General features: G+C 52.2%; 27 protein-coding genes, 1 tRNA gene and 1 pseudogene. 20 read left to right on the forward strand and 9 right to left on the reverse strand.

The window, feature by feature from the left end:
• Positions 1-7: 7 nt before the first annotated feature.
• The 5 genes from EYQ49_09000 to EYQ49_09020 all read right to left on the reverse strand — a co-directional run bounded on the left by EYQ49_09000 (position 8) and on the right by EYQ49_09020 (position 4,957).
• Positions 8-553 carry a sigma-70 family RNA polymerase sigma factor gene (locus EYQ49_09000; GenBank protein HIG26010.1) on the reverse strand — a complete coding sequence of 182 codons (546 nt, stop codon included), beginning with the start codon at positions 551-553 and terminating at the stop codon, positions 8-10.
• A gap of 75 nt (positions 554-628) precedes the next feature.
• Positions 629-1,378: a hypothetical protein gene (locus tag EYQ49_09005; GenBank protein HIG26011.1), complete on the reverse strand. Its 750-nt coding sequence runs from the start codon at positions 1,376-1,378 to the stop codon at positions 629-631.
• Positions 1,379-1,428: 50 nt separating this feature from the next.
• Positions 1,429-2,265 (reverse strand): DegV family protein, encoded by an 837-nt coding sequence (locus EYQ49_09010; GenBank protein ID HIG26012.1) that lies wholly within the window; start codon positions 2,263-2,265, stop codon positions 1,429-1,431.
• Positions 2,265-4,208, reverse strand: coding sequence for a hypothetical protein (locus EYQ49_09015; protein ID HIG26013.1), 1,944 nt, complete (start codon positions 4,206-4,208; stop codon positions 2,265-2,267). Before EYQ49_09015 ends, EYQ49_09010 begins: the two co-directional genes overlap by 1 nt.
• Positions 4,208-4,957, reverse strand: coding sequence for a GNAT family N-acetyltransferase (locus EYQ49_09020; protein ID HIG26014.1), 750 nt, complete (start codon positions 4,955-4,957; stop codon positions 4,208-4,210). Before EYQ49_09020 ends, EYQ49_09015 begins: the two co-directional genes overlap by 1 nt.
• A 139-nt stretch (positions 4,958-5,096) precedes the next feature.
• On the opposite strand from EYQ49_09020, the gene EYQ49_09025 reads away from it, so the two are divergent.
• The 3 genes from EYQ49_09025 to EYQ49_09035 are packed head-to-tail and all read left to right on the forward strand — an operon-like array spanning position 5,097 to position 7,797.
• The gene (locus EYQ49_09025; GenBank protein HIG26015.1) at positions 5,097-6,092 is read left to right on the forward strand and encodes a histone deacetylase; all 996 of its coding nucleotides are present in this window, start codon (positions 5,097-5,099) and stop codon (positions 6,090-6,092) included.
• Positions 6,089-7,342 carry a hypothetical protein gene (locus EYQ49_09030; protein HIG26016.1) on the forward strand — a complete coding sequence of 418 codons (1,254 nt, stop codon included), beginning with the start codon at positions 6,089-6,091 and terminating at the stop codon, positions 7,340-7,342. The genes EYQ49_09025 and EYQ49_09030 overlap by 4 nt, the downstream gene beginning before the upstream one ends.
• A 44-nt stretch (positions 7,343-7,386) precedes the next feature.
• Positions 7,387-7,797 (forward strand): hypothetical protein, encoded by a 411-nt coding sequence (locus tag EYQ49_09035; protein ID HIG26017.1) that lies wholly within the window; start codon positions 7,387-7,389, stop codon positions 7,795-7,797.
• Between the two features lie 4 nt (positions 7,798-7,801).
• On the opposite strand, the gene EYQ49_09040 is transcribed toward EYQ49_09035, so the two are convergent.
• Positions 7,802-8,941, reverse strand: coding sequence for a DUF1679 domain-containing protein (locus EYQ49_09040; GenBank protein ID HIG26018.1), 1,140 nt, complete (start codon positions 8,939-8,941; stop codon positions 7,802-7,804).
• A 70-nt stretch (positions 8,942-9,011) separates the two neighbouring features.
• Between EYQ49_09040 and panB the strand changes: the two genes are divergently transcribed.
• The 14 genes and pseudogenes from panB (at position 9,012) to EYQ49_09110 (ending at position 23,013) form a co-directional block, all read left to right on the forward strand.
• Positions 9,012-9,863: a 3-methyl-2-oxobutanoate hydroxymethyltransferase gene (panB, locus tag EYQ49_09045; protein HIG26019.1), complete on the forward strand. Its 852-nt coding sequence runs from the start codon at positions 9,012-9,014 to the stop codon at positions 9,861-9,863.
• A gap of 190 nt (positions 9,864-10,053) precedes the next feature.
• Positions 10,054-10,416, forward strand: a complete 363-nt coding sequence (gene rpsF / locus EYQ49_09050) for a 30S ribosomal protein S6 (protein ID HIG26020.1) — start codon at positions 10,054-10,056, stop codon at positions 10,414-10,416.
• Between the two features lie 15 nt (positions 10,417-10,431).
• A complete protein-coding gene (gene ssb / locus EYQ49_09055) occupies positions 10,432-10,869 on the forward strand; it encodes a single-stranded DNA-binding protein (protein ID HIG26021.1) in 438 nt (145 codons plus the stop codon).
• Positions 10,869-11,120, forward strand: a pseudogene (rpsR, locus tag EYQ49_09060) (30S ribosomal protein S18). The gene ssb and the pseudogene rpsR overlap by 1 nt, the downstream one beginning before the upstream one ends.
• A 191-nt stretch (positions 11,121-11,311) precedes the next feature.
• A complete protein-coding gene (locus EYQ49_09065) occupies positions 11,312-11,758 on the forward strand; it encodes a 50S ribosomal protein L9 (GenBank protein ID HIG26022.1) in 447 nt (148 codons plus the stop codon).
• Positions 11,759-12,063: 305 nt separating this feature from the next.
• Positions 12,064-13,425, forward strand: coding sequence for a replicative DNA helicase (gene dnaB / locus EYQ49_09070; protein ID HIG26023.1), 1,362 nt, complete (start codon positions 12,064-12,066; stop codon positions 13,423-13,425).
• A gap of 2 nt (positions 13,426-13,427) precedes the next feature.
• Positions 13,428-13,634 (forward strand): hypothetical protein, encoded by a 207-nt coding sequence (locus EYQ49_09075; GenBank protein HIG26024.1) that lies wholly within the window; start codon positions 13,428-13,430, stop codon positions 13,632-13,634.
• A gap of 78 nt (positions 13,635-13,712) precedes the next feature.
• A complete protein-coding gene (locus EYQ49_09080) occupies positions 13,713-14,804 on the forward strand; it encodes a mechanosensitive ion channel family protein (protein ID HIG26025.1) in 1,092 nt (363 codons plus the stop codon).
• A 20-nt stretch (positions 14,805-14,824) separates the two neighbouring features.
• Positions 14,825-16,798, forward strand: a complete 1,974-nt coding sequence (locus tag EYQ49_09085; protein HIG26026.1) for a bifunctional aldolase/short-chain dehydrogenase — start codon at positions 14,825-14,827, stop codon at positions 16,796-16,798.
• Positions 16,799-17,015: 217 nt separating this feature from the next.
• A complete protein-coding gene (locus EYQ49_09090; GenBank protein ID HIG26027.1) occupies positions 17,016-18,170 on the forward strand; it encodes an ABC transporter ATP-binding protein in 1,155 nt (384 codons plus the stop codon).
• Complete coding sequence (locus EYQ49_09095) at positions 18,170-19,207, forward strand: ATP-binding cassette domain-containing protein (GenBank protein ID HIG26028.1); 1,038 nt, start codon at positions 18,170-18,172, stop codon at positions 19,205-19,207. The genes EYQ49_09090 and EYQ49_09095 overlap by 1 nt, the downstream gene beginning before the upstream one ends.
• A gap of 33 nt (positions 19,208-19,240) precedes the next feature.
• Positions 19,241-21,076 carry an ABC transporter substrate-binding protein gene (locus EYQ49_09100; GenBank protein HIG26029.1) on the forward strand — a complete coding sequence of 612 codons (1,836 nt, stop codon included), beginning with the start codon at positions 19,241-19,243 and terminating at the stop codon, positions 21,074-21,076.
• A gap of 108 nt (positions 21,077-21,184) precedes the next feature.
• A complete protein-coding gene (locus tag EYQ49_09105; GenBank protein ID HIG26030.1) occupies positions 21,185-22,129 on the forward strand; it encodes an ABC transporter permease in 945 nt (314 codons plus the stop codon).
• Positions 22,129-23,013, forward strand: a complete 885-nt coding sequence (locus tag EYQ49_09110; GenBank protein ID HIG26031.1) for an ABC transporter permease — start codon at positions 22,129-22,131, stop codon at positions 23,011-23,013. The genes EYQ49_09105 and EYQ49_09110 overlap by 1 nt, the downstream gene beginning before the upstream one ends.
• A gap of 15 nt (positions 23,014-23,028) precedes the next feature.
• On the opposite strand, the gene EYQ49_09115 is transcribed toward EYQ49_09110, so the two are convergent.
• The 3 genes from EYQ49_09115 to EYQ49_09125 all read right to left on the reverse strand — a co-directional run bounded on the left by EYQ49_09115 (position 23,029) and on the right by EYQ49_09125 (position 25,049).
• Complete coding sequence (locus EYQ49_09115; protein HIG26032.1) at positions 23,029-23,949, reverse strand: ornithine cyclodeaminase; 921 nt, start codon at positions 23,947-23,949, stop codon at positions 23,029-23,031.
• Complete coding sequence (locus EYQ49_09120; protein ID HIG26033.1) at positions 23,946-24,932, reverse strand: proline racemase; 987 nt, start codon at positions 24,930-24,932, stop codon at positions 23,946-23,948. The genes EYQ49_09115 and EYQ49_09120 overlap by 4 nt, the downstream gene beginning before the upstream one ends.
• A gap of 43 nt (positions 24,933-24,975) precedes the next feature.
• A tRNA-Gly gene (locus EYQ49_09125) sits at positions 24,976-25,049 on the reverse strand.
• 82 nt (positions 25,050-25,131) lie between these two features.
• Here EYQ49_09125 and EYQ49_09130 point away from each other — a divergent pair.
• The 3 genes from EYQ49_09130 (at position 25,132) to EYQ49_09140 (ending at position 26,762) form a co-directional block, all read left to right on the forward strand.
• Positions 25,132-25,479 carry a VOC family protein gene (locus tag EYQ49_09130; GenBank protein ID HIG26034.1) on the forward strand — a complete coding sequence of 116 codons (348 nt, stop codon included), beginning with the start codon at positions 25,132-25,134 and terminating at the stop codon, positions 25,477-25,479.
• Between the two features lie 118 nt (positions 25,480-25,597).
• On the forward strand, positions 25,598-26,176 hold the full coding sequence (locus EYQ49_09135; GenBank protein HIG26035.1) for a phosphohydrolase: 579 nt from the start codon (positions 25,598-25,600) through the stop codon (positions 26,174-26,176).
• 19 nt (positions 26,177-26,195) lie between these two features.
• Positions 26,196-26,762, forward strand: a complete 567-nt coding sequence (locus EYQ49_09140) for a dCTP deaminase (GenBank protein HIG26036.1) — start codon at positions 26,196-26,198, stop codon at positions 26,760-26,762.
• The last annotated feature ends 6 nt before the right edge of the window (positions 26,763-26,768 follow it).

Consider the following 26,768-nt stretch of genomic DNA (forward strand, 5'->3'; position numbering starts at 1 on the left):
TCCATAGTCATAGGTTCTGACGCTCCGACAAGTCTGTTTGGTTCCCGGGTCTTAAAAAAGTTGCCAAAGCGCCCCGGCCCCGAGCAATACGCGACCGCACCGTCCCCGGGGGAATATCAAGAATCTCAGAAATCTCTGCATAATCCAGATCAAGCAAATCACGCAAAACTACCGCAACGCGAAACTCTTCAGGAAGGCGAGCCAACGCAGCATCAATAAGCAAACGATCAGCAACTAAACCATCCACCGGCGGGGCGGAAAGATCTACAGGCTCAAACGCGGCGTCCAAACCCACCAAGGGCCGGCGAGCACGCCGCCGCAACTCATCTAAACAAGCATTAGTAGTAACGCGATACAACCAAGTAGTAAAACGCGACTTCCCATCAAAACGATTAAGGCGAGTGGCTACAGCAATTAAAGCTTCCTGTGTCGCATCTAAAGCATCAGCATCGTTGCCCGCCAACCGTCGGCAAATACCCCAAACCTTGTCGTGATGACGGCGTAAAAGTTGATCAAGGGCTTCCGTATCGCCCTTTTGGGCGGCCCGCACCAAAAGAAGATCAGGGTCCTCTAAAAACGAAGGCGGCGAAGCGGAAGTAATAATATTCTGAGGTTATCGCGCTGGCTTCTAGGTAATAAGGAGCCAAGAAAGAGCGGCTACTCCAGCCACAAAAAACCCTGAAGCCACCACCGGCCACCACCATTTTCTTGTGTTTAACGAAGCGCTCTCGGGTTGGTGCTCAAGAAGCAAACGAAAGGCTAAAACTGAATCAGGTTGAGGAAGAGCATCGGGGTCAGCTAACGACCACAAAAAATTAGAAACCAACGAACGCGGACAACGCAGCAACAAGTCGTGCAGCAACAAAGACAAAGCAAGTAAATCAGGTTGCGTATCAAACGGGCCATCCCCGTTACCTGTTGGTCGACCACGAAAGTCTGTTAAACGCACCGAACGGTCAGGTAAAACTAAAATATTCGAAGTAGTAATCGCCCCATGAGGAATACCGCAATGGTGAGCAGACTCCACAACGCGGGCGGCACCAGCCACCCATGCGGCAACCTCGTCAGGATGAAGAACTGGCTGCTGATGCAGTAACTGGTTGAGGGGCCAACACTCCAGGCGCTCAAAAACTAAAACAGCCATCCCTTGATGATTGGTTGCATCAAAAAGGGCAACCACTCCCGCCAGACCAAGACGACCACCCGCCGTAGGAATATCCCCCGCATGAATAAGTTTGACCATCACCGGACGAGCCAACGTGAGATCCCAACCCTCCCAAACCTCAGTACGAAGCGTGTCGCCAGATAACTGATCCAAGCGATATCGGTCAGCAATCACTAACCCGGGTGCGCCACCAGACGCCTGTTGAAGAGCCACCGCTCATCAACGTAATAAATACCACCCCCCAAAGGGGGCATACCTCTGAGTTAAGGCTTAAGCACGTAACTAATAGCAACAAGACCAGGCCCGCCATGGCTCGCCACCACGGGGCCAATAACTGCTACTCGAGCCTCTGTCAGCCCAGTGTCTGCACAAAGGCGGTCGGTAAAAGCATCAATATCATCAACCATGGCATGAGCAATCGCCACCGACTCAAGGGCATCACCTTGCTCTACCACCTTGTTAATCAGCCAAGCTAAGGCCTTTTTGCGAGTTCGCTGGCGACCCGCTTCTTCAACCACCCCACTGCTGATATCTAACAAAGGTTTAATGGACAAAACATTAGCCACCATGGCTTTAGCGCCTCCAATACGCCCACCCTTCACCAAATTATCCAAAGTATCCAAAGCCCCAAAAAGCGAAGTACGAGCCGAAAGGTCAGCCACCAAATCAGTGATCTCTTCGGCCGAAGCACCAGAACGTGCCGCCTCTGCCGCTGCCAACACAATGGTTCCTTGCCCCACACTTACCGAACCGCTATCAACAACCCGCACATCGCCCCCGCAGACCTTGGCCCCCGCTTCCGCCGACTGCATGGTGGCAGAAACCCCGGCAGAAATATTTATACACACCACGCTTTGGGCCCCGGTATCTAACCGTTTACGAAACACTTCTTCAAAAGCACCAGGAGCCGGAGCAGCCGTTTGCGGCAAATGCTCACTGGCCGACATTTTGTTATAAAACTCTGTTACCGAAAGTTCGTGACGATCAATGTATTCAGCATCGCCGAAGCGGATACTCAACGGAACAATATCAATATCTAAAGCAGCAGCTTCAGCGTCGGTGAGGTCACAGGCACTGTCGGTAACAATACGAACGGTCATTAATCCTCCTGAGGGTTAACTTCATGGTAGTCGGGTGAAACCGGTCGAGGGGCACGTGCTGAACGCACCCACCAAACAGCAAGCACACTCAGCGCCATCACCAACAACAGCACCCCGACCCCCGACAACTTGGTGGTACGAACAAAAAGTTGAGTCGAAGCCAACTGAAGCAACCGAGATTGGTCTGGAGAACGCAGCGTTACCTGCACTCGAGCATCACCCGAGGCCCGAGCGGCCACCGTTAACAAAATACGGTTACTGCCGGGTTGCAAAGTAACCAAAATTTCTTCGCCGTCGGGAAAGGTCAACCGCCCATCGCTCGTTAGACCAATAACTACCGTGGCGGGTACTGAGAGATTGTTTTCTACCGTAAAAGGAACGGTTGCTTGGCGACTCGTTAAGCGGACATTTTGACTATCAGGTAAATAAAACTGGCCCATCATTTCGGTAACTTCGTGGTAAATAGCGCTGAAATATTTATTCACCTCGTCGTTGGACAATTCAACTGCTGTAGTCGTTTCGAGTAAACCGGTAAGAGTAATAACCGATGGGTGCGGGCCGCCTAAAAGTTCTTGATAGGCCGACAAAACCATTTCAACCAAACCATGTCCGTTGGCTCGATCCACCATGCTTGCTACCTCGGTGGGCCAAAGATCAAAGGTGGGGCCAAAAAAATTTTCAGAAAGAACTAAAGGCTCCAAATGAGAAAGCTCAACAAACGGGGCCTCGCTTAAGGTATTGAAAAGTAAATCAACAAGAAGCGGCAACAGTGCTACCTGCTCTGGTACTACCACCACAGCCGATGCATCTTCTTGAACAGACCACGACAAAAGAGCAAGGTGGGCAAGCAAAAACTGGACCGCTACTACCGGTTCGTCATAGTTGGTGAAATAGGAACTTATTTGAGGGTCAAGCACCCGAGCCGAACGCAACTGCCCGTTAGCGTCACGGAGCGCTACTGGTTGAACAAAAGCGTCACTGGAAGCACCAGGAATCGGGGTGAGGTGATGGGCATCAACCAAGAATTCTGTGCTTCCAAACTGCAATAACAAACTCAACGTTTCGGCAGTAGCGGTGGGTTCTAAAAGCGTGACCGAACGCTGGGCCACTACCCCCAAACGGTCAACGAACACCACATCGCCATGGGTAAGAAGATCGCGGTAAATATCAGAACGGTTCACTTGCCGCCACGCTTCGGGGTCGGCGGTAACAAAGGAAGCGGAAGCAATTTTTACCGAAGACTCAAGGCCCGGGGTGAGAAGATCAACGAGTTGCCCATGAGCCTCAAGGCCCGAGCGAGATAAACCCACGACGGTGGCCGGAGGCAACAAAATGGTCACCGGCACCGATGGGTGACTACTTACCGCATCACCGAGTGCACGCAACTCAGTCAATAACGTGTCATCAAAAACCACCGAACCATCACTTTGCAAAGGAGGTGGGCCGGCCACCGACAAACGCAAAGCAGTAGTTAAAGGCGACGAAAAAGAATCATCGGGAACAATAACCGGGGTAACAAACTGGTCAAGAACTGTCCCGTCAATACTGGTTAACTGCACGGTAAATGGGTAAACGGCTCCTGAATCCAGCGTTAAATCTGCTTCGTTTTCCGGCAAAGCACTGACCGAAAGATCAAAGGTAGCCACCCCAGAACTATTCAAACTACTACTCAAGGGCACCAAAACAGGGCTACCTAAAAGATCGCCGGCGCCTACCTGATCAACCGATAAAGAAGAAATTTGAGTAATGCCTTGATGGGCCTGGATAACAAAAAAACCTCGCTCCAGAGGGCCAGATACCCGAATATCGAAGGTGAGATGTTCCTCGTTTACCCAAGGGGTTTGCCCAATTAAAGAAAGGCCACCAGATTCTTCCGCACCAACCGGATGAGCCAACGAAACCAAAAGAATCACCGGCAAAAAAAAGTATTTAATGGACCGCATTAGGTGCTCTCTTCATGAATAACACGTTTTAGCACCGCTAAGCCGCCCGAACAATCAACAAACCCTGCTTTACGGTAAAGCAGCAAAGCAGGTTCGTTTTGAGGCTGCGTATTAACCCAAGCATGGGCCAAACCTTTTCTTTGCAACCACCGCAAACCATCGTCAAGTAGTTGAGAACCCAAGCCTTGGCCACGATGGTCTGGATGAACAGCCAAGCGTTGAATAAACCCATCGGTAAGACCAGCACCGGTTACCGCATAAGCCACTGCTTGGCGATCTTCACAAAAAACACGTTGACGAGCCTGCGGAGTAGCTCGTTTAGCTTCATATATGGAGGCCGCATCAAAACGCCAAAAAGCATCAAAAGACAGTGCATCGATTAATAAAACTTGAGGGTTGTCGCTGCGCCGCAAAGGACGAGGCCGAGGTTTTTTTAAGGGCGAAACAGCAAGACCCAAAGGCCGTTTCAAAAGAGTCAATTCTTGATCTACCTCATAACCCAAACTCAAAAAAGGGTCTCGTTCGTGAAGAGTTAAGGCCGAAGTAAATATTTCTTTATACCCCAAACCCTGAAGATGATCGGTAGCCGCCAAAGCAGAAAGACCATCAACAAGCCCACCAAGCGGAACTAAATGCCCAGCAGAGGGTTCCCTACGCCAAGGACCAAAACGAAAACGCTGACCCCCTGGTGCAGTAAAAACTCCCGCTGGAGACAGCCCTTGGGCAGGCTGCGAAAACAGTCGAGCCATAAAGCGAGGAGGGGAAAGATGAGTGGCGATGTTGACACTTTACGACCCTCAGCGCCTCGGTAATCGCTTGAGCCAAGAGACAAGGATGCGAACCCTTCGCTTTCCACCGCGGCGAGCGGCTTATCATCACGAGGTGACCATGCTGGTATTAACCGATGAACGGTTTCTTGAACATGTCCCCGGAGGCGGGCACCCGGAGCGCCCCGACCGTTTGCAAGCGGTATGGGAGGGGTTTGACCGGTCTGGAGTAGCGGAAGGCCTTTTGCGAGAACCCGTAATACCGGCCACCGATGAGTTGATTAAAAAAGTACACAGCACTGCACACTTTGAAGGCTTGGCTGCCTTAAATGAACAAGGGGGTGGCAAAGTTGATCCGGATACTCGAATGAGCCCCGGGTCTTGGGATGCCGCCCGCTTGGCGGCTGGAGCAGGAATACAAGCGGTGGCCGCCTTAAAAGAAAAAAGAGTAACCCAAGCATTTTGCGCCATTCGCCCACCCGGTCACCACGCCACCCCAACCCAAAGCATGGGGTTTTGCCTGTTGAACAATGTGGCCATAACGGCGGCTGCGTTAACCGCTGAAGGGAAACGGGTAGCCATTGTGGACATTGACGCTCACCACGGCAACGGGACCCAAGATGTTTTTTGGGACGACGACCAAGTGCTTTACGTGTCTTGCCATCAATGGCCGTTGTTTCCTGGAACGGGAGCGATAAATGATACCGGTGCTCAAAAAGGCCAGGGTTTTACGGTAAACGTTCCGCTTCCCCCTCAGGCCGCCGGCGACACGTATCGAGCAGCTTTTGATGAGGTGATCACCCCGGCGGTAGAACGGTTTAACCCTGACTGGTTGTTGATCTCTGCTGGGTTTGATGCTCATCGAGATGACCCCCTGACCTCCCTTGGTTTAACTTCTGGGGATTACGCTGACCTCATGACTCGCCTCGTTGCTTTAGTGCCGGCTTACCGGTCGTTGATTTTTTTAGAAGGCGGCTACGACCTTGCTGCGCTCACCGAATCAACAGCAGCCACCGTGTCGGCCCTCTTGGGTGGCTCGTATCAACCAGAAAAGGCAACCAGCGCTGGCCCTGGGTTAGCAGTGGTGCAACAAGTTGCCGAGCGATTTAAACCATGACGCAACCTGTTGACCACCCGCAAGGATTCAGTGAAGTACTGAAATCAGTGGAGCCTTTAGCGAAAAGATTTTCTTCTGCGGGGGCGCGGTTGTATTTAGTAGGCGGCGTGGTGCGAGACGTTTTGATGGGGCGACAAAAACAAACACCCGACTTCGATTTCACCACCGATGCCTTACCCGAAGAGGTCCGCTCCCTGGTGGCCGACGTTGCTGATGCCGTATGGCTTCAGGGCGAACGGTTTGGCACCATCGGAGTGCGCCTCGGTCAATGGGATTTAGAAATAACCACTCATCGGGCAGAGTCATATGTAGACGACTCGCGTAAACCGGTAGTCCGCTATTCGAAAGACCTTGCCCAAGACCTAGCACGGCGAGATTTCACGGTAAATGCCATGGCTGTTGACGTAGTAGACGGCGGCCTTTACGACCCCTACGGTGGCCAAAAGGACCTCGACACGTTGACGTTGCGTACTCCGTTGGACCCAGAAGAATCATTTGCCGACGACCCTTTACGAACCCTGCGGGCGGCTCGTTTTATCGCCGGGTACGGGTTCACTCCGGTTTCTGGGCTTTTGACGGCCGCTAAAATATTAAGTAGCCGCTTGGCCATTGTGTCTGTCGAGCGGGTGCGTGACGAGTTGTTTCGATTACTCATGGTAGAGAACCCTCAACCAGGGTTTAATTTTTTATCTGAGGCCACACTGCTTGCTCAGTTCTGGCCAGAACTCAATGTGTTACCTATTGAGGAGCAACAGGAAACTTTGCGGCGCCTTTCGTTGGTGCCCCATGAACCATCGTTGCGCCTGGCGGCAGTAGGGCCAGTCGTGCCTCTTAAGCGGCAGCAAGCCTGGCGGCTCTCTACTCAGCAAATTCGTCAAATCACCGTGGTGCAACAAGCGGTAGAAACTATTGAAAAACACCAGTCTGCAGTGTGGAGCGATGATGAGATTCGGCACCTCGCTGCCCAAGCAGGGCCATACCTTGCTGATGCGGTGCGTATTGTTGATGCTCTCAAAGTGGATGTTTCTTTGTTTGAACAATCGGTTCAACGATTAAAACAAGCCGGCGAGTTAGATGACTTAGGCCCAGTTCTAGACGGCCAAACAGTGATGTCAGTTTTAAACCTTGAACCAGGGCCTCAAGTAGGGGAGGCCATGGAATGGTTGACCACCTTGCGTCTTGACGAAGGCCGGCTAACCCCCGACGAGGTAGAAGCCCGACTACAAGCGTGGTGGGACAACCGCACGTAGTTCATCGACTGGCCAACCCTTAGCCAGTGTTCTAGGGTGGCGCCATGGGGAGCCGCACCACCGCTCGAGGGTTTAACCGTGAGGGTTTGGTTCCGGCGCGGCGAACCGCCGACGTGGACTATCGATTGGCTCGGCAACGCATGATCGACGGGTTTGAAAAAGGAGCAATCGGACGTGACCTGGTGTGCGATGCCCAACCCATGTTGTTGCGTAACGCCGAACATTGCAGCACCCCAACCAGCATCGACTGCCCCATTTGTGCCGAAAACCAGGTACGTCACGTCACTTACGTTTTTGGCCCACGTTTACCAGCGCATGGGCGATGCATTAGCACCCCTAAAGAATTAAAGCGCTTAGCAAACCGGCAAGGCGAGTTCACTGCCTACCTCATTGAAGTTTGTTTGGAGTGTCGCTGGAACCACATGGTGCGCACCTCCACATTGGGCAACTATTAACGGTTTAGTTGGCGTTCAGGCTGTCTAATGCGTTGGTCTCAAGGATTGAATAAATCGTTCGTGAGGCCATAGAACGCATGAGTTCTTGTTGACGTTCTCCGAAGGAATCCCAACCGGCGAACGAAGCCACTCCATAAATGAGGCAAAAAGCAAGAGCCACGCGAAAACCGGCTTCAAGGTCTTCAAATGAGTAGTTGACACCTTCGGCGGTCAGCGTGTCGTGGTAGAGGTGAAGCAGTTGGTCGGCGTGCGCCGCACGGGTCTCTGAAGTAACCGACGAAGATAAAAAGTAAGCGATATCAAAAGCACAGTTACCCATCGAGGTGATTTGGAAATCAATAACCGCCAGGTTGCCTTCCTCATCTAAAAGTAGATTGTCGGCCCGGTAGTCCCCGTGGAGCAGTGTGGTTGGGGTGTTTAAGGCCGCCAACATTTGGGGGAGATGAGTACTGTAGTTATCACCAAATTCAATAATCTCCGGGTCTAAAAGGTCGGGTGCGTTGACTTTTAACGAAGCCCAGCCGGCACCAAAAATACCAGGCAAAGCGGCATGGTAAATAGGGTTATCCATGGGTAAAAAAGTAGAACTCAAGTTTTCTAAATCTTGATGCCCCCAATAAACAGCATGCAGTTTCGCTAAAGCTTTAAGCACTGTTTCGATTTCGGGAAGTGTTGCGCCAATCACTTGGTCAATGCGTTCCATGTGACCGAGATCTTCCATAACGATGATGAAATCGGTGGAATCAGTGGCTTGTGCCTGGCCAAAAATGGTGGCAGTTTTAAAAGGTGCGGTGGGGGCTACCACGTTGTAATAGGTGCATTCACGGTTGTAAAAACCCAAAGCATCAGAAATGCCTCGCTGGTTTGGGTCATCGGTAGGAAGCTTTACGACAACGGTGGCTGGGCCCTGTGCGCCATCGGAATAGGTGAGGCCAACGCGGTAAAGGTAACTAAGTAGACCTGATTGGTCACCAAAAGAAACTGGTTCCACAGCGGTCACGTGTTGGCTTTCCGTGAGGGAGCCTGCGGCTTGTAGTAAATCAGTTATGACTTCTGCGGTGAGTTCTTCAATTGAAGTAATGAGCGGCATGTTTGACATAAGGGTTCCTCCCGTAGAAGCAGGAATGTAGAGATTTTGGGTCATGAAGTCAAACCGTGTATCCTGTAGAGACCGCCGGCAGCCTGTGTGCGCTGGACGGGAAAGGAGTGCAGAAATGGTTAAAAAAATGACCGTCCCAACTATTCGGGATCACAAAGTAGTGCAGGGCATTGACCCCTTGGTCATGGTGACGGCTTATGACGCCCCCGGGGCTCGCATGGTGGACGAAGCGGGCGTGGACATGATTTTGGTCGGAGACTCGTTGGCCATGGTGGTGTTGGGTTACGAAGACACTTTGCAGGTAACGGTAGACGACATTGCCCACCACACCGCAGCGGTGGCACGCACCAACCCTCAGGCATTGGTAGTAGCTGATATGCCGTGGATGAGTTACCACGTATCAACGGAAGACACTTTGCGTAACGCGGCGCAGCTTATTCGAGCCGGAGCGGGTGCTGTAAAACTTGAAGGTGGGCGCCGGCGTTTGCCCATGATTGAGGCATTGGTGGCGGCAGAGATTCCGGTTATGGGCCATGTGGGGCTGACGCCCCAGTCGGTGCACGCCATGGGCGGTTTTAAGGTTCAAGGTCGTAGCACCAAGGCTGCCCTTGATCTGGTTGATGCGGCAAAAGCTTTAGTACACGCTGGCTGTTTTTCTTTGGTATTAGAAGGAGTGCCAGCCGAGGTGGCGGCCCTAGTTACCGAAGCGGTAGATGTTTCAACCATCGGCATTGGGGCCGGCCCGCACTGTGATGGACAGGTCTTAGTTTTTCACGATGTTCTTGGTATTGAAAAAAGAGTGCTGCCAAAGTTTGTGCGCCGGTATGCCGATCTCCATGGGACAGGGGTGGCTGCTTTGAAAGAGTTCGCTGCTGACGTGCGCTCAGGTGAGTTCCCTGCGCCGCAAGAGGTTTATGGCTTGTGCGATGAAGTAGTAGACGAGTTAAAACTGTACGGACTGGGGTAATTTCGCTCGGTCTGCCGAGATTGTCACACCCCTCTGGAAAGATGATGTCTATGAGGAACGCGACCGGTTTTTGTGCAGATAGCATCACATGGCTCCCCCGGGAGTTTAAAAAATTTATTTCCCCTGCCCTGTTTAAGGGCCCCGAATTCACGAAGGTCGTGAATCGTGTCCAAAGGAGGTTTCTGCCGATATGCGGTATTACGAATTAATGGTCATCGTAGATGGCGATCTTGAGCTCACTGAGGGCGAAGATGCACAAAGTCTCGCCAAGGCTATTGAAGCCATAGAGGCCGAAGGTGGCACTATTGTTTCCAAGCTTGACTCCGAGCCTTGGGGCCGGCGTCGCTTTGCTTATGAAATCAACCACAAATGGGAAGGCTTCTATGTCGTCCTCACCGTGGTAACCGAGGCATTTAACCTCGATACAGCCGATCGTATTTTGCGACTCGCGGACCGCAGTGAAATCGTCCGCCATAAAATTATGCGCCTTCCCGACGATGAGGCCGCACGTCGCGGTTTAGTCGGCGAAGCAACACCAGCAGACGCTGGTTGATAAAGGAGTAAGAAAATGGCATTTGATAACACAGTTACCATTGTTGGTAACGTCACGAAAGATCCAGAATTGCGATTCACTGCTGGTGGAGCGGCTGTGGCAAGCTTTAGTGTGGCCTGGAACCGCAAGGGGCGTGACGAGGAAGACATTGTGTCTTTTTTTGATATTACTTGTTGGAGAAACTTGGCTGAAAATGTTGCCGAGTCAGTAACTAAGGGCAGCCGAGTGGTTATTTATGGCCGCCTTGACCAACGTTCTTGGGAAAACCAAGAAGGTCAACGACGCTCTAAGGTTGAAGTTGTCGCCGATGATGTGGCCATTAGTTTGAAATGGGCTACAGCCGAAGTTTCCCGTAATGAATATCGCGGTGACGGTGGTGGCAGCAGCCAAACTCCTGCCACCTCAAACACCGCCCCAACATCCAACTTTCCTACTGATGAGGAGCCCTTCTAATGGCCCGTCCCCCACGTCGAGAAAAAAACCGCGATAACGCGCGTCGCTCAAAGAAAAAAATATCTGCGTTAACTATCGCCAAGATTGAATACGTCGATTATAAAGACACTGACTTGCTGCGCAAGTTTGTTTCTGATCGATCCAAAATTAAGGCACGTCGAGTAAGCGGTAATGATTCGCGTCAACAACGAGACATTGCTCGGGCAGTAAAAAACTCCCGAGAAATGGCACTAATCCCTTACGTAAACCGGGTAGCCACGCAACGTCGTGAGCGTCGCCCTGATGACCGCGGTGCACGCTCTTCTGGGCCAGCCCCCACCCCATCTTCGCCGCCACCAGGCACCGAAAACGAAGTTGAAGAAGCAGTAACCGAAGTACTCGAAGAAGCTTTGTCAGCAACTATTGAAGTAGTTGACACCACGACCACCGAGGAGGTAGCGGAATGAAGGTTTTGTTACGTTCCGACGTTGAAGGGCTCGGCACAACGGGCGCCATTGTTGATGTAGCACGCGGCTATGCCCGCAACTACTTGGTACCTGAAGGCTTGGCCGTTCCGGCTACTGCTGGCATGGCGACTCAAGCAGAAGCCATGCAACGCAAGCGTGCCCTTAAGTCGGCGGCTGATCGAGCAGGAGCAGAAACAGTTGCTGCCTCGCTGGCGGGCCAAACGGTCACTGCCTCGGCGAAAGCTTCCGACACTGGTCACCTCTTTGGTTCTGTAGGAGCCGTAGAAATTGTTGCGGCACTTGCTTCACAAATTGGGATAGATGTTGATCGCACGCAGATCGCCACTGAAACCATCAAGGATGTAGGCACTCATGAATTCACGGTACAACTCCACCCTGAGGTGGCCGTACCGATGAACATTGAGGTAATCCCCGAGGGATAACTCATGGGAGGACCGGTGCTTTTCACCCCCTCCTGCCAGAAGAGTAAGTTGTCCACAAGTCTTTCCCCAGTGGCGCGCGCTAAAAGGGGCGAAATCCACCGGATATCCCCTAGCGATTCACAGGGTGTTTCCTGCAGACTAGAGAGTGAAGTTCCCCTCTTCCTTTTTGGAGTCTCTCAGTGAGTGAACAGTCAGAAAACAATGAAATAAGCGAAGACGAGGCCGCTCCCTTGCCGGCTGATGAAGCTCCTGACGTGGTAAACGAACCCGACCTCGGGCCATCCCCCTTTGATGAACCGCCACCGATTGAAAAATTCGAAAGACGGCAAGCACCCACAAAAGCATCAACCAGAGTGCCTCCCCACAACCTTGATGCAGAAGCCTCACTGTTGGGAGCCATGCTGCTTTCCCGAGATGCAATTGCTGATGCTTTAGAGATTGTCGAACCAGCACACTTCTACAAGCCGTCCCATGCGCATATCTTTGACGCCATTTGCACGCTGTATTCTTCCGGAGAACCAGCCGACACGGTGACAGTGGCTGAAACCCTTAAACGAGCAGGATTTCTTGACCAAATAGGCGGCGACGGCGTGTTGCTGGAACTTCAAGCAACCACTCCGGCTATTACTGCAGCGGCAAAATATGCTCGTATTATTCAAGAACACGCTACGTTGCGTGGCCTCATCGGGGCGGCTAATGAGATTGCCGAAATTGGCTACGGGCACCCTGACGATGTCGTCAAAGCGGTCGACGAAGCAGAAAACCTTGTTTTTCAAGTAGGTCAGGGCCGGGTTACCGACACCATGGCGGTCATTCGCGACTTGCTTGATGCCAACCTGGACCGATTAGAAGAACTTTTTGAAAGTGGCAACGAAATAACCGGGGTACCCACCGGCTACACCGAATTTGATCACCTTATTTCTGGCTTACAAAAAAACTCCCTAATGATTTTAGGTGCTCGCCCCGCTATGGGAAAAACCTCATTTGCTCTTGGCCTCGCCACCCACGTGGCCACCACCGCAAACCTGCCTGCGCTCTACTTCTCGTTAGAAATGAGCCAGTTAGAACTCAGTCAAAGAATCTTATGTTCAGAAGCTCGAGTGGATTCAAAAAACATACGAAACGGAAAGCTTTCAGAAGATGACTGGAGCCGGATCAACCATGGGGTTGGCAAACTCTCCGAAGCAAAAATTTGGATTGACGACAACCCAAATACTTCCATTATGGAAATTCGAGCCAAAGCTCGCCGGCTAAAAAGCCGGGTCGGAGACATCGGGGTCATCGTGGTGGATTACCTCCAACTTATGACCGGACGCTCCACTGCAGAAAACCGGCAAGTTGAAGTGTCTGAAATTAGCCGTGGTCTTAAAATCTTGGCTCGCGAACTTGAAACCCCAGTGATTGGGCTGTCTCAGCTTTCTCGTGGGTTAGAGGCCCGCCAAGACAAACGCCCCATGCTGTCCGACCTCCGCGAGTCTGGATCATTGGAACAAGATGCTGACACCGTGGTATTTATTTATCGCGACGAGGTTTATAACCCAGAGAGCCCAGATATGGGTACAGCCGAAGTCATTTTGTCAAAACACCGTAACGGCCCTACCGGTACAGTGAGGCTGGCCTTTTTGCCTCACTACACCCGATTTGCCGACATGGCTCGTACCCCGTAACCATGTTTTTAGGCGAAGACCTTTTGGGCTGGCTTCTGCTGGCCTTGGGGGCATCCATGATGGTGGGCAACGGCCTGGCCTTAATCCGGCCCCCAGAAAAACTTGACGAGGGAGACCTTGAAAAAGCGCCACTTTGGCGCAGCGTGCTTTATATCTCACTTGGTTTGATAGCCACCGTGGCTGCCCTGGGTACACTTTTAGGCAGCTGATAGCAGCGATTGTTGACCAACAGCCTGTTTAGGCGTGGCTTCGGTTACTGTCGCTTAGAAGACGAGGAGAAGATCACCATGTTGCCAACTGGAATAACGGATGCTTGCGGGCCTGCCCCAAGTGCAATTTGTAAATGGGTATGGAACGCCACCGAAAATGACTCTATGGCCGAAACAGCGCGATGGTTTGTAGAACGACCGCTCAAAATCATTCTTATTTTGTTGGTGTCAATGATGATCAATCGTGTGGTACGACGCGGCATAGATCGCATGGTGTCTCGCCTCATTGAAACGAGAGAAAAAGAACAAGAAGTGGCAGAAGTTGAATCCAACAAAATGTTGGCCGTAATGGGAAACCGAGCCCGGCGCAAACTTCAACGCCTCGCCGAACAAGGCGACCGATCACGCCAACGTGCCTTAACCCTCGGGGCCGTATTGAGGGGTATTAGCACCGGGGCGATTTACCTCTTGGGGATGATGATCGCTTTAGGCGAGTTAGGCATTGACCTCGGCCCACTTATTGCCGGGGCAGGCATCATCGGCCTCGCGGTCGGTTTTGGAGCCCAAGATTTGGTGGCGAACTTTATTGCCGGCATTTTTGTCATCATCGAAGACCAATACGGGGTAGGTGATTGGATTGACGTTGGCCCTGCTTCAGGAACTGTGGAGCGGGTCACCTTGCGCACCACAGTGTTACGGGACAGCCACGGCACAGTTTGGGTTATTCCCAACGGGGAGATCCATCGGGTAGGAAACTCCTCACAACTCTGGGCCAAAACAGTGCTCGACCTTGACGTGGCTTACGACACCGATATTGATTTAGCGGCCACCGTTATCAAACAAACAGCTGATGAACTTTGGGAAGAGCAACTTGAAGCAGCCACCATTATTGAAGAACCAGTTATTTCTGGTTTGCAAAGCTTTGGGGCGGATGCCATCACCATTCGCCTCTCGGTAAAAACTGAACCTGGCGAACAGTGGGCTACTGGCCGTATTTTGCGGGCGCGAATGAAAAAAGCCTTTGATGCGCACAACATTGAAATCCCCTTCCCGCAACGCACAGTATGGATGCACACTGCTGATGAGCCTGCTCAACCAAGTGCTGCTCCGGAAATTAAAATCCGCACCGACCTCCTTGAGAGCCGATCCGGCGCCGACGCAGAAGATTAAGAAATTTAAAGGCGGAAAAAATGGAAAATCTTTGGAACGAACATGATTGTGGTGACGGCGGAGCACTGGCTTGTTGCGCTTATGGCTCTCGATTGTTGGGCGGCAACCAATCTTTGGTGCTGCACGGCGGAGGAAACACCTCGGTAAAAGCCGATTGGGTAGACATCACCGGCCGCACCATCGATGCCGTTTACGTCAAAGGTTCAGGGTGGGACCTGGCCAGCATTGAGGTGCCTGGTTTGACCCCGCTGCCCTTAGAGCGGATGAGCGACCTTCTTAGCCTTGACCGGTTAAGCGACGAAGACATGATGGCTGAAATGTCAACCGCCCGGTTGCGTGCTGATGCCCCACAACCGTCGGTAGAAGCACTACTGCATGCTTTTTTACCTTTCCGTGCTATCCAGCACAGCCACGCTGACGTTATTTTGAGTTTGACCAACGTTGACGAAGGGGCCGACACGGTGGCTGAGGTTTATGGCGACGCCGTAGTGACCGTGCCCTATGTGATGCCGGGGTTTGATTTAGCAAAAGCAGTGCAAGAAGCGTGGGCCGAACAAGCTCATCCCGGAACCATCGGCATGGTGCTTTTGCATCACGGGCTTTTTACTTTTGCCGAAACAACCCGCCAAGCGTACGGTCGACACGTTGACCTGATTGGGCGAGCCGAAACGTATTTGGCCGGTCTTCCTGGGGGCCAACAAGAAGCTCCAGCACCGAGCGAACAAGCCGAAATAGTACTTACTGAGTTAGCGGACTTGCGGCGGGCTATTTCTGAGACTGCGGGTTCACCCATGATCATGCATCGCCAAACCAGCCCAGAGATTCAACGGTTCGTGAATCGCCCCGATGTTGCCGACTTGGCTACCCGCGGCCCATTAACCCCCGACCACATCATTCGCACTAAACGGGTTCCTTTAGTTGGTCGTGACGTAAACCAGTTCGCTGAGGATTATCGCGAATATTTCGCACAACACCATGGAAACGTTTCTCAAGAACTCACCATGTTGGACCCCGCCCCACGAGTGGTGCTGGACCCTGAATTAGGCCTGATGACTATCGGAGCAACGGCAAAAGATGCCGCAATCGCTTCTGATATTTACCACCACACCATGCCAGTGTTGGAGTGCCTTGAGGACCAGCGCAGCGGTTACGTGGCGTTAGAAGAAGCAGACCTTTTTTCTTTAGAATATTGGGATCTTGAGCAGGCGAAACTTCGTTTGGCGGGCCCCCGTAAAGAATTTGCTGGCCAGGTAGCGCTGGTAACTGGAGCCGCCTCGGGTATTGGCCGAGCATGTGCCGCGGAACTCTTGGATCGCGGGGCCGCGGTTATCGGGTTGGACATTGACCCACAAGTCACCACAACATTTTCTGGCTCTTCATGGTTGGGGTGCCCTACAGATGTTGGCGACGAAGAAGCGCAAAAAGCTGCTTTACGAACCGGAGTTGAACAATTTGGCGGGCTCGACATGGTGGTTATTGGTGCCGGAGTATTCCCCCAAAGTGCGTTAATCGCTGACATGGATGCGGGCTCTTGGCAAAAAGCAATGGACATCAACGTCACTTCTGTGGCCCGACTTTTTCACCATGTTGCCCCGTTGCTTGCGCTTTCACCAGTGGGTGGCCGAGTGGTGGTTATTGCTTCTCGTAATGCTTTGGCCCCCGGCAAAAGCGCGGCAGCCTATTCGGCCTCAAAGGCGGCGTTAACGCAGTTATCTCGGGTAGCAGCTTTTGAGTGGGCCGAGCATGGGGTGCGGGTCAACGTGGTGCATCCCGACAATGTGTTTGATACCGGCCTTTGGACCGAAGAACTGCTTAAAAAACGGGCAGAGAATTACCAAATGACCGTAGAGGAATACAAGGCCCGCAACCTGTTAAAAATGGAAGTAGGTGCTGGTCACGTAGCTTCTGTAGTAGCGGAACTTTGCAGTGACCGTTTTGCCGCAACTACGGCGGCTCAAATACCAATCGATGGCGGCAGCGAACGTACTATTTAATTGTGGTGAGGTTTCCTTGCTATTTCCTCTTTTTGTACTAGGTTCTAAGAACTAGCCACTTGGCTAACTAAATGTTTGGCTTTCAACATTACGAGATCAAAGCGAAGCGACATCATTAAGTAGATAACTTCATCGCCGGAGTGGACTAGCGCCCGAAAATAAGTCAGACTCTTCAGCGTTGTAATATTCAAACGAGAAAGAAAAAAAGGGGGGAAAGTTGAATACACCAGTAACTACTGAGAGCGTAGAATTCTCAACGAACACAAATAGCGCCCCTCTTCTTCAAGTAACCGACCTTCATACGTCATTTAGTATTAAGGCCGGTGAAGTAAAAGCAGTCCGTGGCGTAAGTTTTTCACTTGACCAAGGAAAAACCCTTGGTGTGGTGGGGGAAAGCGGCTCTGGTAAAACAGTTTTAGCCCGTTCCATTATGCGGCTTAACCTGGGTGGCAACGTAAATACCACCGGTCAAGCAGTCTTCGAAGGAAAAGAATTGTTCGGCTGTTCCATGCGGGAAATGCAAAACCTGTGGGGTAATGAAATGGCCATGGTGTTTCAAGACCCCATGACCTCATTGAACCCTTTGGTGAAAGTCGGCCGCCAAGTCACCGAACATGTTCGCCAGCATCTAGGTGCTTCTCGGTCGGAAGCTAAATCATTGGCTATTGATCTTTTGAAAGAGGTTCGGATCCCCGAGCCAGAAAGTCGCCTCAACGCTTACCCGCACGAACTTAGTGGAGGCATGCGTCAACGTATTTGCATCGCCATTGCTTTGGCCTGCGAACCGACCCTTCTTTTTGCTGATGAACCAACCACTGCTTTAGATGTAACGGTCCAGCATCAAATTTTGAATCTGTTGAACCGGGAACAACAAGAGCGTCATATGGCCATGATTCTCATTACCCACGATCTCGGCGTAGTGGCGGGACGCACCGACGAAACCATGGTTATGTATGCCGGTAACGTGGTCGAACAGGCGCCAACCAGTTCGTTGTTTGCCGACATGCGACACCCTTACACCGAAGCATTATTGCGGTCTATTCCTCGCACAACCCAGCGTAGCCATACTCGTTTAGCCGCTATTGCCGGCCGCCCACCAGACCTTATTAAACCACCAAGTGGTTGTGCGTTTAGCCCTCGTTGCCCCTACGTGCAAGAAAAATGTCGCCAAGAAGCGCCACCGCTGCAAACAACCGACGATCCAGCCCACAAATCAGCATGCTGGTTCCCTGTAGGTACACCAGAGAACAAAGAGGCTTTTGCTAGAAATTTGGCCGCTAAATTACCGCAAACTTTGTCAGTAGCAGAAGGGTCAATGGTCGACACTAATCAACTACTTGATCAAGCGGCGACCGCCGAGGAGAACAACTAATGGCCGGCAGCGGAAAAGCCCACCTGAGACCCGAAGGCGAAGCGCTGATCAGCATTGAAGATTTAGTAGTGGAATACCCGGTAGCTGGTGGCAACACCGTAAAGGCGGTAAGTGGCATCAGTTTTGATATCAAACGAGGCGAAACCCTTGGTTTGGTCGGTGAGTCAGGGTGCGGTAAATCCACCACAGGACGAGCCATAATTCAACTTCCTAACCCCACCTCGGGCGCTGTGTACTACAACTTGGTGGATCTCACTGAATTGTCAACAGAAGCTATGCGTCGCCGCCGCACTGACCTGCAAATGATTTTTCAAGATCCCATTAGCTCACTTAATCCACGTCGAGAAGTAGGCGAAATTGTTGCTGAGCCGCTAAACGTTTGGGGCCCCCAAGACAAAGCAAAGCAAAAAGCTTTGGTTGATGAAATGCTCAACGCAGTAGGAATCGACCCCGACGTAGCCCGTAACAAACGACCGCATGAATTTTCAGGCGGCCAGTGTCAGCGCATCTCTATTGCTCGCAGCCTGGTTTTAGAACCCGAAGTGCTTATTTGCGATGAACCGGTAAGTGCGCTTGATGTCAGTGTGCAAGCCCAAATTTTGAACCTACTCGAAGATTTAAAAAAGAAATACAACCTGACACTGGTCTTCATTGCCCACGACCTTGCCGTGGTTAAAAACATTAGTGACCGGGTGGCTGTCATGTATCTCGGAAAAATCTGTGAAGTCGCCGGGTCTGACGAGCTTTATGACCATCCGTCACACCCCTACACCCGTTTATTGTTGGACTCTTGCCCAGAGCCTGACCCCGCGGTTGCTCTTGATAAATCGGATGGCGGTAGTGGAGAGCTTCCTTCACCCATTAACCCACCGTCCGGTTGCCGCTTTCGCACTCGTTGCCCGTTTGCCGACGAAATTTGCTCGGCCGAAGAACCACAGATGAAAGAGGTCAGACAAAACCATTTCGTGGCCTGTCACCACCCACTTTCTCAGCAAGCGGATACCCCGATTGCTGTTCTGGTAACGGCGAGTGTCTGATGTATCAACTATGTTCTCTAAATAAACCAACCCATGGAGGGGAAAGCAATGAATAAATTAACCAGAAAGCGGGGATCAGCTATGCGTTTGATGGCTGTTCTTCTGGCTGCCGTAATGGTAGCTACTGCTTGTGGCAGCGATAGCGGCGGCGATGCCGCACCTGTTGCTACCACGGCAGCACCGGATGCGACGGAAACTACCGCTGCACCAACTACTGCCACACCAACCACGGAGGCGCCAACTACTACGGCTACACCAACCACCACCACCGAAGCACCCCCTGTGGGGCCTGCTCAAGGCGGCGATGCTAGCGTAGGTCTTGAAGCTGAAGCTGTTGGCTTGCGCCCTTGGGAAGACGCTTGTTCTTCCCCTTGCTACAACATGCTGGCCGCGGTATTCGACAAACTGTTTGAACAATATGCCGACGGAAGCTACGGACCTTTCTTAGCTGAGAGCATTTCTTCGAATGATGATTTCTCCGTTTGGACCATGAACTTGCGTCCTGGCGTATTGTTCCATGATGGCACCGAACTGACGGCTCAAACTATTGCTGACATGTTTGTTGTTCAACAAACTGGTGCGCAATCTGCCGGAATCATCGGTTCATCTAAATTGGTAAGCGTCGAAGCTACCGGCGACCTTGAGGTGACTTACACCTTGAGCGGAACCAACGCTGTTTTCACTGCTAACCTTTCTCGTGCTCAAATTGGCATGGTGTTTGCTCCTTCTACTGGTGCAGACGAAGATGCTCTTGCCGCAGCGGCCAATGCCCCAATCGGCACCGGCCCCTTCATGGTTGACAACCGAGACGTAGACAACAAGACCGTCATGGTTCGCAACCCGAACTACTGGATGTCTGACTCTTTCGGCACACAATTGCCTTACTTAGACTCCGTTACCTTCCACCCAATCCCTGACGAAGGCACCCGCTTGTCTTCCTTGGCTTCGGGCACGGTAACTGCCATGCAGAGTTTGCGTCAAGCAAGCATTCGTGACGCTCGAAACACCGACGGGCTTTGGTTGTTTGAACACCAAGGCAACAACGCCGGTGGCGGTATGTTCAACGTGACCATTGCGCCATACGACGATACGCGAGTACGTCGTGGCTTGATGCACATGAACAACCAAGATGCAGTCATTGAAGCCTTGGGCGGTAAGGGAATTTCTACTGGTGCCACGCAATTCTTTGCGCCCGACAGCCCCTTCTACTCACAAGCAGTAGCAGACGCTTATCCAGCGTTTGATGTGGCTGCCGGTGTTGCCTTGGTAACCGAGTACATCAACGATCCAGCACGTTCTGATGGCCGTGCCGTTGGCGAAAACATTGAAGTTGAGTTGAGTTGCCCACCTGACCCAACTTTGATCGCCGGTATGCAGGTAATCCAAGCAATTATGGAATCAACTGGGCTCGTTGACGTAAACATGAGCAACTTCGACCAAGCCACCCACATTGGGATGGCCGTTGGTGGTGCAGATGGAACCTTTATCGGTACCCACCACATGCACTGCTGGCGTTGGGGAAGTGAAGACGACCCAGCAGCCGGAATGCTTTCTGGCTTTGGCGACCCGTCAAACCTTGCTGTAGGTGCCTTGAACTTCTCTAACTGGTACAACGAAGAGGCTTACGGTTACTTGGTTGAAGCCTCGTTGACCGATGACGTGCCAACTCGTGCTGCTCTCTATGAGAAGTTCGGTTTGATCATGAACGACGAAAACCCAATTTGGTTCTCTGGTGGAACGGCGACCGTTATCGCAACCGCTGAAGGTCTCGGGGGTCTTGACTCTTGGGAGATGCCAGACGGTGAAGCCGGTATTGGTCACCCAGCAGCTGAAGGCCGTTGGGCCCAAGCTTATTGGGCAGCTGAATAGAGCTAGCCATTAATTAAGCATTGGGTGGGGTGAGGAAACTCACCCCACCCATGTGCTTAATTGTTTCAGTTACTTTTTATTTATCGAAGGGTTTTATTCGTGGGAAAGATGCTTGCAGTCCGGTTTGTCCGGTTGGTAGCCACTATTTTGGCCGTATCTTTTTTGACTTTCTTGATGGTCAATTTGCTCCCCGGGGACCCCATTAATGCTCTTATCCCACCAGAGGCCCAAAATAATCAAGAGTTTGTTGAACAACTTCGAGAAGAATTCGGCCTCAATGACCCCATGTTGGTGCGTTATGCCAACTGGCTTGGTGACGCCGTTACTGGAGATTTAGGTAAGTCGGTTATTACCTCGCAACCGGTAGCGGGGGAAATTTGGCGCCGCTTACCCATTACGGCAGAGTTAGCCATTGTCGCCGTTGGTTTTTCACTTTTGATTGCCATTCCTCTCGGCACCCTGTCTGCTTACAAGCAGGGGAAAAGAGTTGATCAGGGCATTTCTGCGGTGGCCCAAGTGTCATTAAGTATTCCGAACTTTGTTCTGGGCCTCTTGCTTATTTATTTGTTTGCCATGAAACTCCAGTGGCTACCTGCTACCGGATGGACACGCCTAACGGAAAGCGTGTCTGGCAATATCAAGTCAGTTCTTTTGCCGGCCATGTCTTTGGCCCTAGCGGAAATAGCGGTTTATACCCGGGTGGTGCGTTCTGACATGATCTCTACCTTGCAAGAAGATTACGTACTTTCGGCCCGAGCAAAGGGGTTAAAAGACCGGTTCATTTTGCTTCGCCACGCCCTCCGCCCGAGTTCGCTGACTTTGATTACGGTGGTTGGCTTGAACGTGGGGGCCCTTATCGGCGGCACGGTGGTCATGGAAGTTTTGTTCGCTATTCCTGGTTTAGGTAAGCGCTTACTTGATGCCATTTACCAAAGAGATTTTTTGATGGTGCAAGGTATCACTGTTTTTGTGGCCGTGGTGTACGTGACTATCAATACCTTGGTGGACATTATTTATATGCTGGTTGACCCTCGAATTCGAAAGAAGGTCTGATGTCCTCCCCTTCCTCTTCACCTTCACGTTTTCGTATGGTATTCCGGGTTTTCTGGGCTATGCCGATTGTGACCAAACTCTGCACTTTTTGGTTAACCACTATCATTTTGACGGCTGTTTTCGCTGACCTCATCCCAAAATTAGCTGATCCCAATTATCAAGGTTTCTTGTTTGGAACCGATGTGACCAACGACGGACAATCTTGGCATCACTGGTTGGGTACAGATAACACAAGCCGTGATATTTTGTCTCGATTAATTTATGGCACCCGAGTGTCGCTCACCGTGGCGGTCACTGCGGTAGCTTTCGGCACATTTTTCGGTGGGCTATTAGGTTCATTCGTGGGTTATGTGCGAGGCCGCCGTGAGGCGGCCATCATGGCCACCATTGATGTTATTTTGGCCTTTCCTGCCCTGGTGTTGCTGCTCACTGTGGTGACCTTGCTGGAAAAACGGGATCTTCTTGTTATCTCTTTGGTAGTGGGCGTGTTGGCTATTCCTCGCTATGCCCGAGTGGCTCGTGCCAACGCTTTGGCAGTAAGCCGTCGAGAGTTTGTGGCTGCGGCTCGTGCTATTGGTACAAAAGATCGAACAATTTTGTGGCGTGAGGTTGTCCCTAACGTGATGCCTACAGTTTTTGCTTACGCTTTGGTAGCTGCTGCGGTGACGGTAGTCCTAGAAGGAACGCTGGCTTTTCTTGGCTTAAGTGTTGAGCCCCCTACCTCTTCTTGGGGCGTCATGATCAACTCTTCTCGTGCCGACTTACGTATCAATATTTGGCCGGTGATATGGCCTTCGTTGATGCTGGTATTTACGGTGTATTCGTTGAATAATGTGGGCGACTGGTTCCGCATTCGCACTGCTCATAAAGCGGCAGCACTTTAAAGTGTTCTTGTAACTTTACTGAGCGGCTAATACGGCGGCCGCCACCACAACATCTTCAACGGCTAAACCCACTGATTTAAACAAGGTGATTTGATCGTTATTCTGACGCCCTACTTGGCCGGTCGTTAATTCAGCGAGGTCGCCAGCAATCTGATCAAATGACCAAGACCCAGTTGCCGCGGCTATTAATTCTCCTGCTTCAACCTGGGCGGCTTCTCGTTCGTCAACATAAACGGATGCGGTAGCAATTAAGTCAACGTCAACTTCGCGCCGAGCCGCTGAGTATGACCCCACTAAGTTGATATGCGCTCCTGGCTTGACCGATGCGGTGGGAATCACCGGATTAACAGATGAGGTGCAGCCGCAAATAATGTCAGCAGTGGCGGTTTGTGCGGCGGGGGCGGTCAGCAGTTGATAACTGTCTTGGGCGAAACGGGTGACGAAGGCTTCGCTGGCGGCAGGCGTTCGTCCGGTCACCCAAATGGTGTCTATTGCGTGGCAAACACTCAACATGGCTTCGAGGTGCCCGACGGCTTGAATGCCCGTGCCAAAGATCCCCAATGTGGTGGCGTCGGGTTGAGCCAAGATTTGGGTGGCAACACCGGAGGCTGCGGGGGTCCGGAGGGCGGTGAGAGCGGACCCATCAAAGGTGGCGAGGGGTTGCCCGGTTTGGCGGTCGCAGAGCAAGTAGTGGGCGTGGATAAGTGGCAGTCCTTTGGCAGGGTTGTCGCTGACCACGGTCACGGTTTTTATGCCAATCCCTTGTGGGGTTATGGCGGGCATGAGGAGTAGATCGTCGGCGGGCCCGAGAGGTATTTGGGTGCGGGGATGGAGGGGGCCAAGGTTTTGAAAGGTTTGGTGAAGTGCGGTGATGGCATCGCTCATGCTGACCGCTTGGGTGATGGCTTGGGCATCAAAGTGGGGGAGGTTGTTCATCGCAGTTGAAATCCTAAGTTGAGGGCGTCGCGGGGGTCAAGGGTAAAGGTGGTGGTGGCGTAGTGGTGGGCGGAGCCTTCAACGGTGGTGAGGACCCCGGCGGCGTCTTCGGCGATGATACGGCCAGTGAACTGTCCCCCAGCCACCCCTTGGTTAATAAAGGTGTCCCCGGTGTTGAGTGACCCTTGGTGGTGGAGGAGGGCGAGGCGTGAGGAGGTTCCTGATCCGCAGGGTGACCGGTCTATTTGACCGTCGGCAAATATGGTGACATTGTGCTGATGAAGGGGATCATGGCTAAGGGTTTCAAAAAATATTGTGCCGTACAGCCCAGATAGCCGCTGGTCCTGTGGGTGGTCTACCGCGGGGTGGGTGTTTAGGTGGGTTTTTATTTCTCGTCCTAGTGATATCAGAGCATCAAGGTGGGCGGCTTCCGGGGAGAGCGTGAGGTCGGTGGTGTCTACGGAGGCGTAATAAGCCCCACCAAAAGCGATGTGGGCGGTGAGGGGCCCTTGGCTGGTGGGAACGGTTAGGTCGGTTGTGCTGACGAAGGAGGGCACGTTGGTGAAACATACGGAAGCCACTCGGTCATTTTGGTAGGTAACGGTGGCGTGGAGCCGTCCGGAGGGAACATCAACCACTACTTGGGTTTGCCCGGCGGGAAGCACGCCGGTTTCGATGGCCCAGGTAACGAGGGCAATGGTGCCGTGGCCACAGGCAGTGGAAAATCCGTCTTTGTGAAAAAACACCACGCCGAGGTCGCCCTCGGTGTCGTTGGGGGGTACGACGAACCCGCCGTACATGTCGGCGTGGCCGCGTGGTTCGTTAATTAAGAATTGGCGAAGGTCGTCAAGGTTTTCTTGTGCCCAACTTCGCCGATCTAAAACAGTGGTTCCTTCCATGGGCCCAACATCCAAAATCCGAAAAGGCTCCCCCGCAGTGTGATAATCCACACTGGTTAAGGCTCTTTCATTCCAATTTTCCATGCCCCCACCCTACCCACCAGATGAAACATGGGGGAGGGGAGGTTGGAGCGGGTGAGGAGAATCGAACTCCCGTCATCAGCTTGGGAAGCTGGGGTTCTACCATTGAACTACACCCGCGTGCCGGGTCATCGTAGCGATGGGTCCGGTATTCCCCACAGGGGAATGATGATCTACACTGAGAATCAACCGAAGAGACATTGTGACTGCACCCCATCGCCCACTACGTACAGAGGTAGTGCCAGAAATCTGTGTAGAAGGCGCCGTAGAAGCCATTGCTTTTCATGTAAAGGCCTTCGGGGCTGAAGAAATGTTTACCCACGCCCTTGATGATGGGCGAGTACTTCACGCTGAAATTTCTTTCGACGGGTTCGTAATTTTTGTGGTCGATGATTTTCCAGAAATGAACAACGGCGTCGGTTCATCACCAAAAGCCATCGGCGGTTCTCCCCTTGTTTTGCATCGTGATGTGGTTGACGTTGATGCGGCCACCCAACAAGCTGTAGCAGCGGGAGCTACCCTAGATTTTGGCTCGGAAGACATGTTTTAGGGAGACCGCTATGCTCGTCTCACCGACCCCTTCGGTCACCGCTGGCCATTAGCTACCCCCGGACCAGGCCCCGATGCCGAAGCTACCGCTAACGCAGAAAAGGAATTCGAAACCCCTAATGACTGAAATACAAAATCCACCACGCGCGTCGTTTGCCTCTTTTGAAGAGTCAACCAAAGAAGACTGGGCGCTTATCATGGGCCAGCGCGGTGAACTCGAAGCCAGCCTGCCCGCTCGAGTTATGGAACAAATGGAACACCTCCACAACGACTACGGCGGTTTCCCAATCGATCGCCTAGAGCACAGTGTGCAATCAGCCACCCGAGCCGAACGAGATGGCCGCGACGACGAGTACGTGCTTTGCGCTTTATTGCACGACATCGGCGACCCATTGGCGCCCTACAACCACCCAGATGTGGCCGCCGCTATTTTGAGGCCGTTTGTATCGGAGGCCAATCACTGGATGGTGCAACAGCACGGGATTTTTCAGGGCTACTACTTTTGGCATCATCTCGGCATGGACCGCAACACCCGAGATCGTTTTACCGGTCACCAATATTACGACTACTGCGAAGAATTTTGTGCACTTTATGATGGCCCAGCCTTCGACCCGACCTATGTTTCAAACCCGATAGAACACTACGAGCCATTAATTCGGCAGTTCTTGGGCGCTAATCCCACCAGCCTCCAACATTGACCTTTAGGATTCACTCTGCATGATTCTTTCAGACCGTTCCATTCGAGAAGCCATCGCCGCTGGGCGCATTATCGTTGAGCCCTTTGACGATTCCTGTGTGCAGCCGTCCTCGGTTGACCTGCACCTCGACCACCGTTTCTTAGTTTTTCGTAACCACACCATGGGTCTCATCGACGTGAAAGAAGACCTCACCACACTGACCGAACAGGTTGAAGCCACCGACCACGACCCGTTTATCTTGCACCCCGGAGAATTCGTTTTGGGGTCCACTTCAGAACGGATTGCCGTGCCAAACGATTTAGTAGCTCGCCTAGAAGGAAAGTCCAGCCTCGGGCGACTGGGGCTCCTCATTCATTCCACTGCCGGGTATGTAGACGCTGGCTGGGATGGCCAACTCACTTTGGAGCTTTCCAACGTCGCTAGTTTGCCTATCACCCTTTACCCGGGCATGAAGATCGGCCAGATTTCGTTTGTGCAAATGACCACAGCTGCCGACAACCCTTATGGGGCGTCCAGCCTGGGCTCAAAATACCGAGGTCAAGAAGGCCCTCGACCGAGTCGATATTGGGAAAACTTCAACGATTGATTTTCT

This window comes from Acidimicrobiia bacterium (assembly GCA_012959995.1).
In the GTDB taxonomy this organism is placed as follows: domain Bacteria; phylum Actinomycetota; class Acidimicrobiia; order Acidimicrobiales; family MedAcidi-G1; genus MedAcidi-G2B.

What these genes read in the sequence shown, in the direction of transcription:
- EYQ49_09010 (HIG26012.1), bottom strand. Translation starts at nt 2,265, where the DNA reads ATGACCGTTCGTATTGTTACCGACAGTGCCTGTGACCTCACCGACGCT.
- EYQ49_09015 (HIG26013.1), bottom strand. Translation starts at nt 4,208, where the DNA reads ATGCGGTCCATTAAATACTTTTTTTTGCCGGTGATTCTTTTGGTTTCG.
- EYQ49_09020 (HIG26014.1), bottom strand. Translation starts at nt 4,957, where the DNA reads ATGGCTCGACTGTTTTCGCAGCCTGCCCAAGGGCTGTCTCCAGCGGGA.
- EYQ49_09025 (HIG26015.1), top strand. Translation starts at nt 5,097, where the DNA reads ATGCTGGTATTAACCGATGAACGGTTTCTTGAACATGTCCCCGGAGGC.
- EYQ49_09030 (HIG26016.1), top strand. Translation starts at nt 6,089, where the DNA reads ATGACGCAACCTGTTGACCACCCGCAAGGATTCAGTGAAGTACTGAAA.
- EYQ49_09035 (HIG26017.1), top strand. Translation starts at nt 7,387, where the DNA reads ATGGGGAGCCGCACCACCGCTCGAGGGTTTAACCGTGAGGGTTTGGTT.
- EYQ49_09040 (HIG26018.1), bottom strand. Translation starts at nt 8,941, where the DNA reads ATGACCCAAAATCTCTACATTCCTGCTTCTACGGGAGGAACCCTTATG.
- panB (HIG26019.1), top strand. Translation starts at nt 9,012, where the DNA reads ATGGTTAAAAAAATGACCGTCCCAACTATTCGGGATCACAAAGTAGTG.
- rpsF (HIG26020.1), top strand. Translation starts at nt 10,054, where the DNA reads ATGCGGTATTACGAATTAATGGTCATCGTAGATGGCGATCTTGAGCTC.
- ssb (HIG26021.1), top strand. Translation starts at nt 10,432, where the DNA reads ATGGCATTTGATAACACAGTTACCATTGTTGGTAACGTCACGAAAGAT.
- EYQ49_09065 (HIG26022.1), top strand. Translation starts at nt 11,312, where the DNA reads ATGAAGGTTTTGTTACGTTCCGACGTTGAAGGGCTCGGCACAACGGGC.
- EYQ49_09075 (HIG26024.1), top strand. Translation starts at nt 13,428, where the DNA reads ATGTTTTTAGGCGAAGACCTTTTGGGCTGGCTTCTGCTGGCCTTGGGG.
- EYQ49_09080 (HIG26025.1), top strand. Translation starts at nt 13,713, where the DNA reads ATGTTGCCAACTGGAATAACGGATGCTTGCGGGCCTGCCCCAAGTGCA.
- EYQ49_09085 (HIG26026.1), top strand. Translation starts at nt 14,825, where the DNA reads ATGGAAAATCTTTGGAACGAACATGATTGTGGTGACGGCGGAGCACTG.
- EYQ49_09095 (HIG26028.1), top strand. Translation starts at nt 18,170, where the DNA reads ATGGCCGGCAGCGGAAAAGCCCACCTGAGACCCGAAGGCGAAGCGCTG.
- EYQ49_09100 (HIG26029.1), top strand. Translation starts at nt 19,241, where the DNA reads ATGGAGGGGAAAGCAATGAATAAATTAACCAGAAAGCGGGGATCAGCT.
- EYQ49_09105 (HIG26030.1), top strand. Translation starts at nt 21,185, where the DNA reads ATGCTTGCAGTCCGGTTTGTCCGGTTGGTAGCCACTATTTTGGCCGTA.
- EYQ49_09110 (HIG26031.1), top strand. Translation starts at nt 22,129, where the DNA reads ATGTCCTCCCCTTCCTCTTCACCTTCACGTTTTCGTATGGTATTCCGG.
- EYQ49_09115 (HIG26032.1), bottom strand. Translation starts at nt 23,949, where the DNA reads ATGAACAACCTCCCCCACTTTGATGCCCAAGCCATCACCCAAGCGGTC.
- EYQ49_09120 (HIG26033.1), bottom strand. Translation starts at nt 24,932, where the DNA reads ATGGAAAATTGGAATGAAAGAGCCTTAACCAGTGTGGATTATCACACT.
- EYQ49_09135 (HIG26035.1), top strand. Translation starts at nt 25,598, where the DNA reads ATGACTGAAATACAAAATCCACCACGCGCGTCGTTTGCCTCTTTTGAA.
- EYQ49_09140 (HIG26036.1), top strand. Translation starts at nt 26,196, where the DNA reads ATGATTCTTTCAGACCGTTCCATTCGAGAAGCCATCGCCGCTGGGCGC.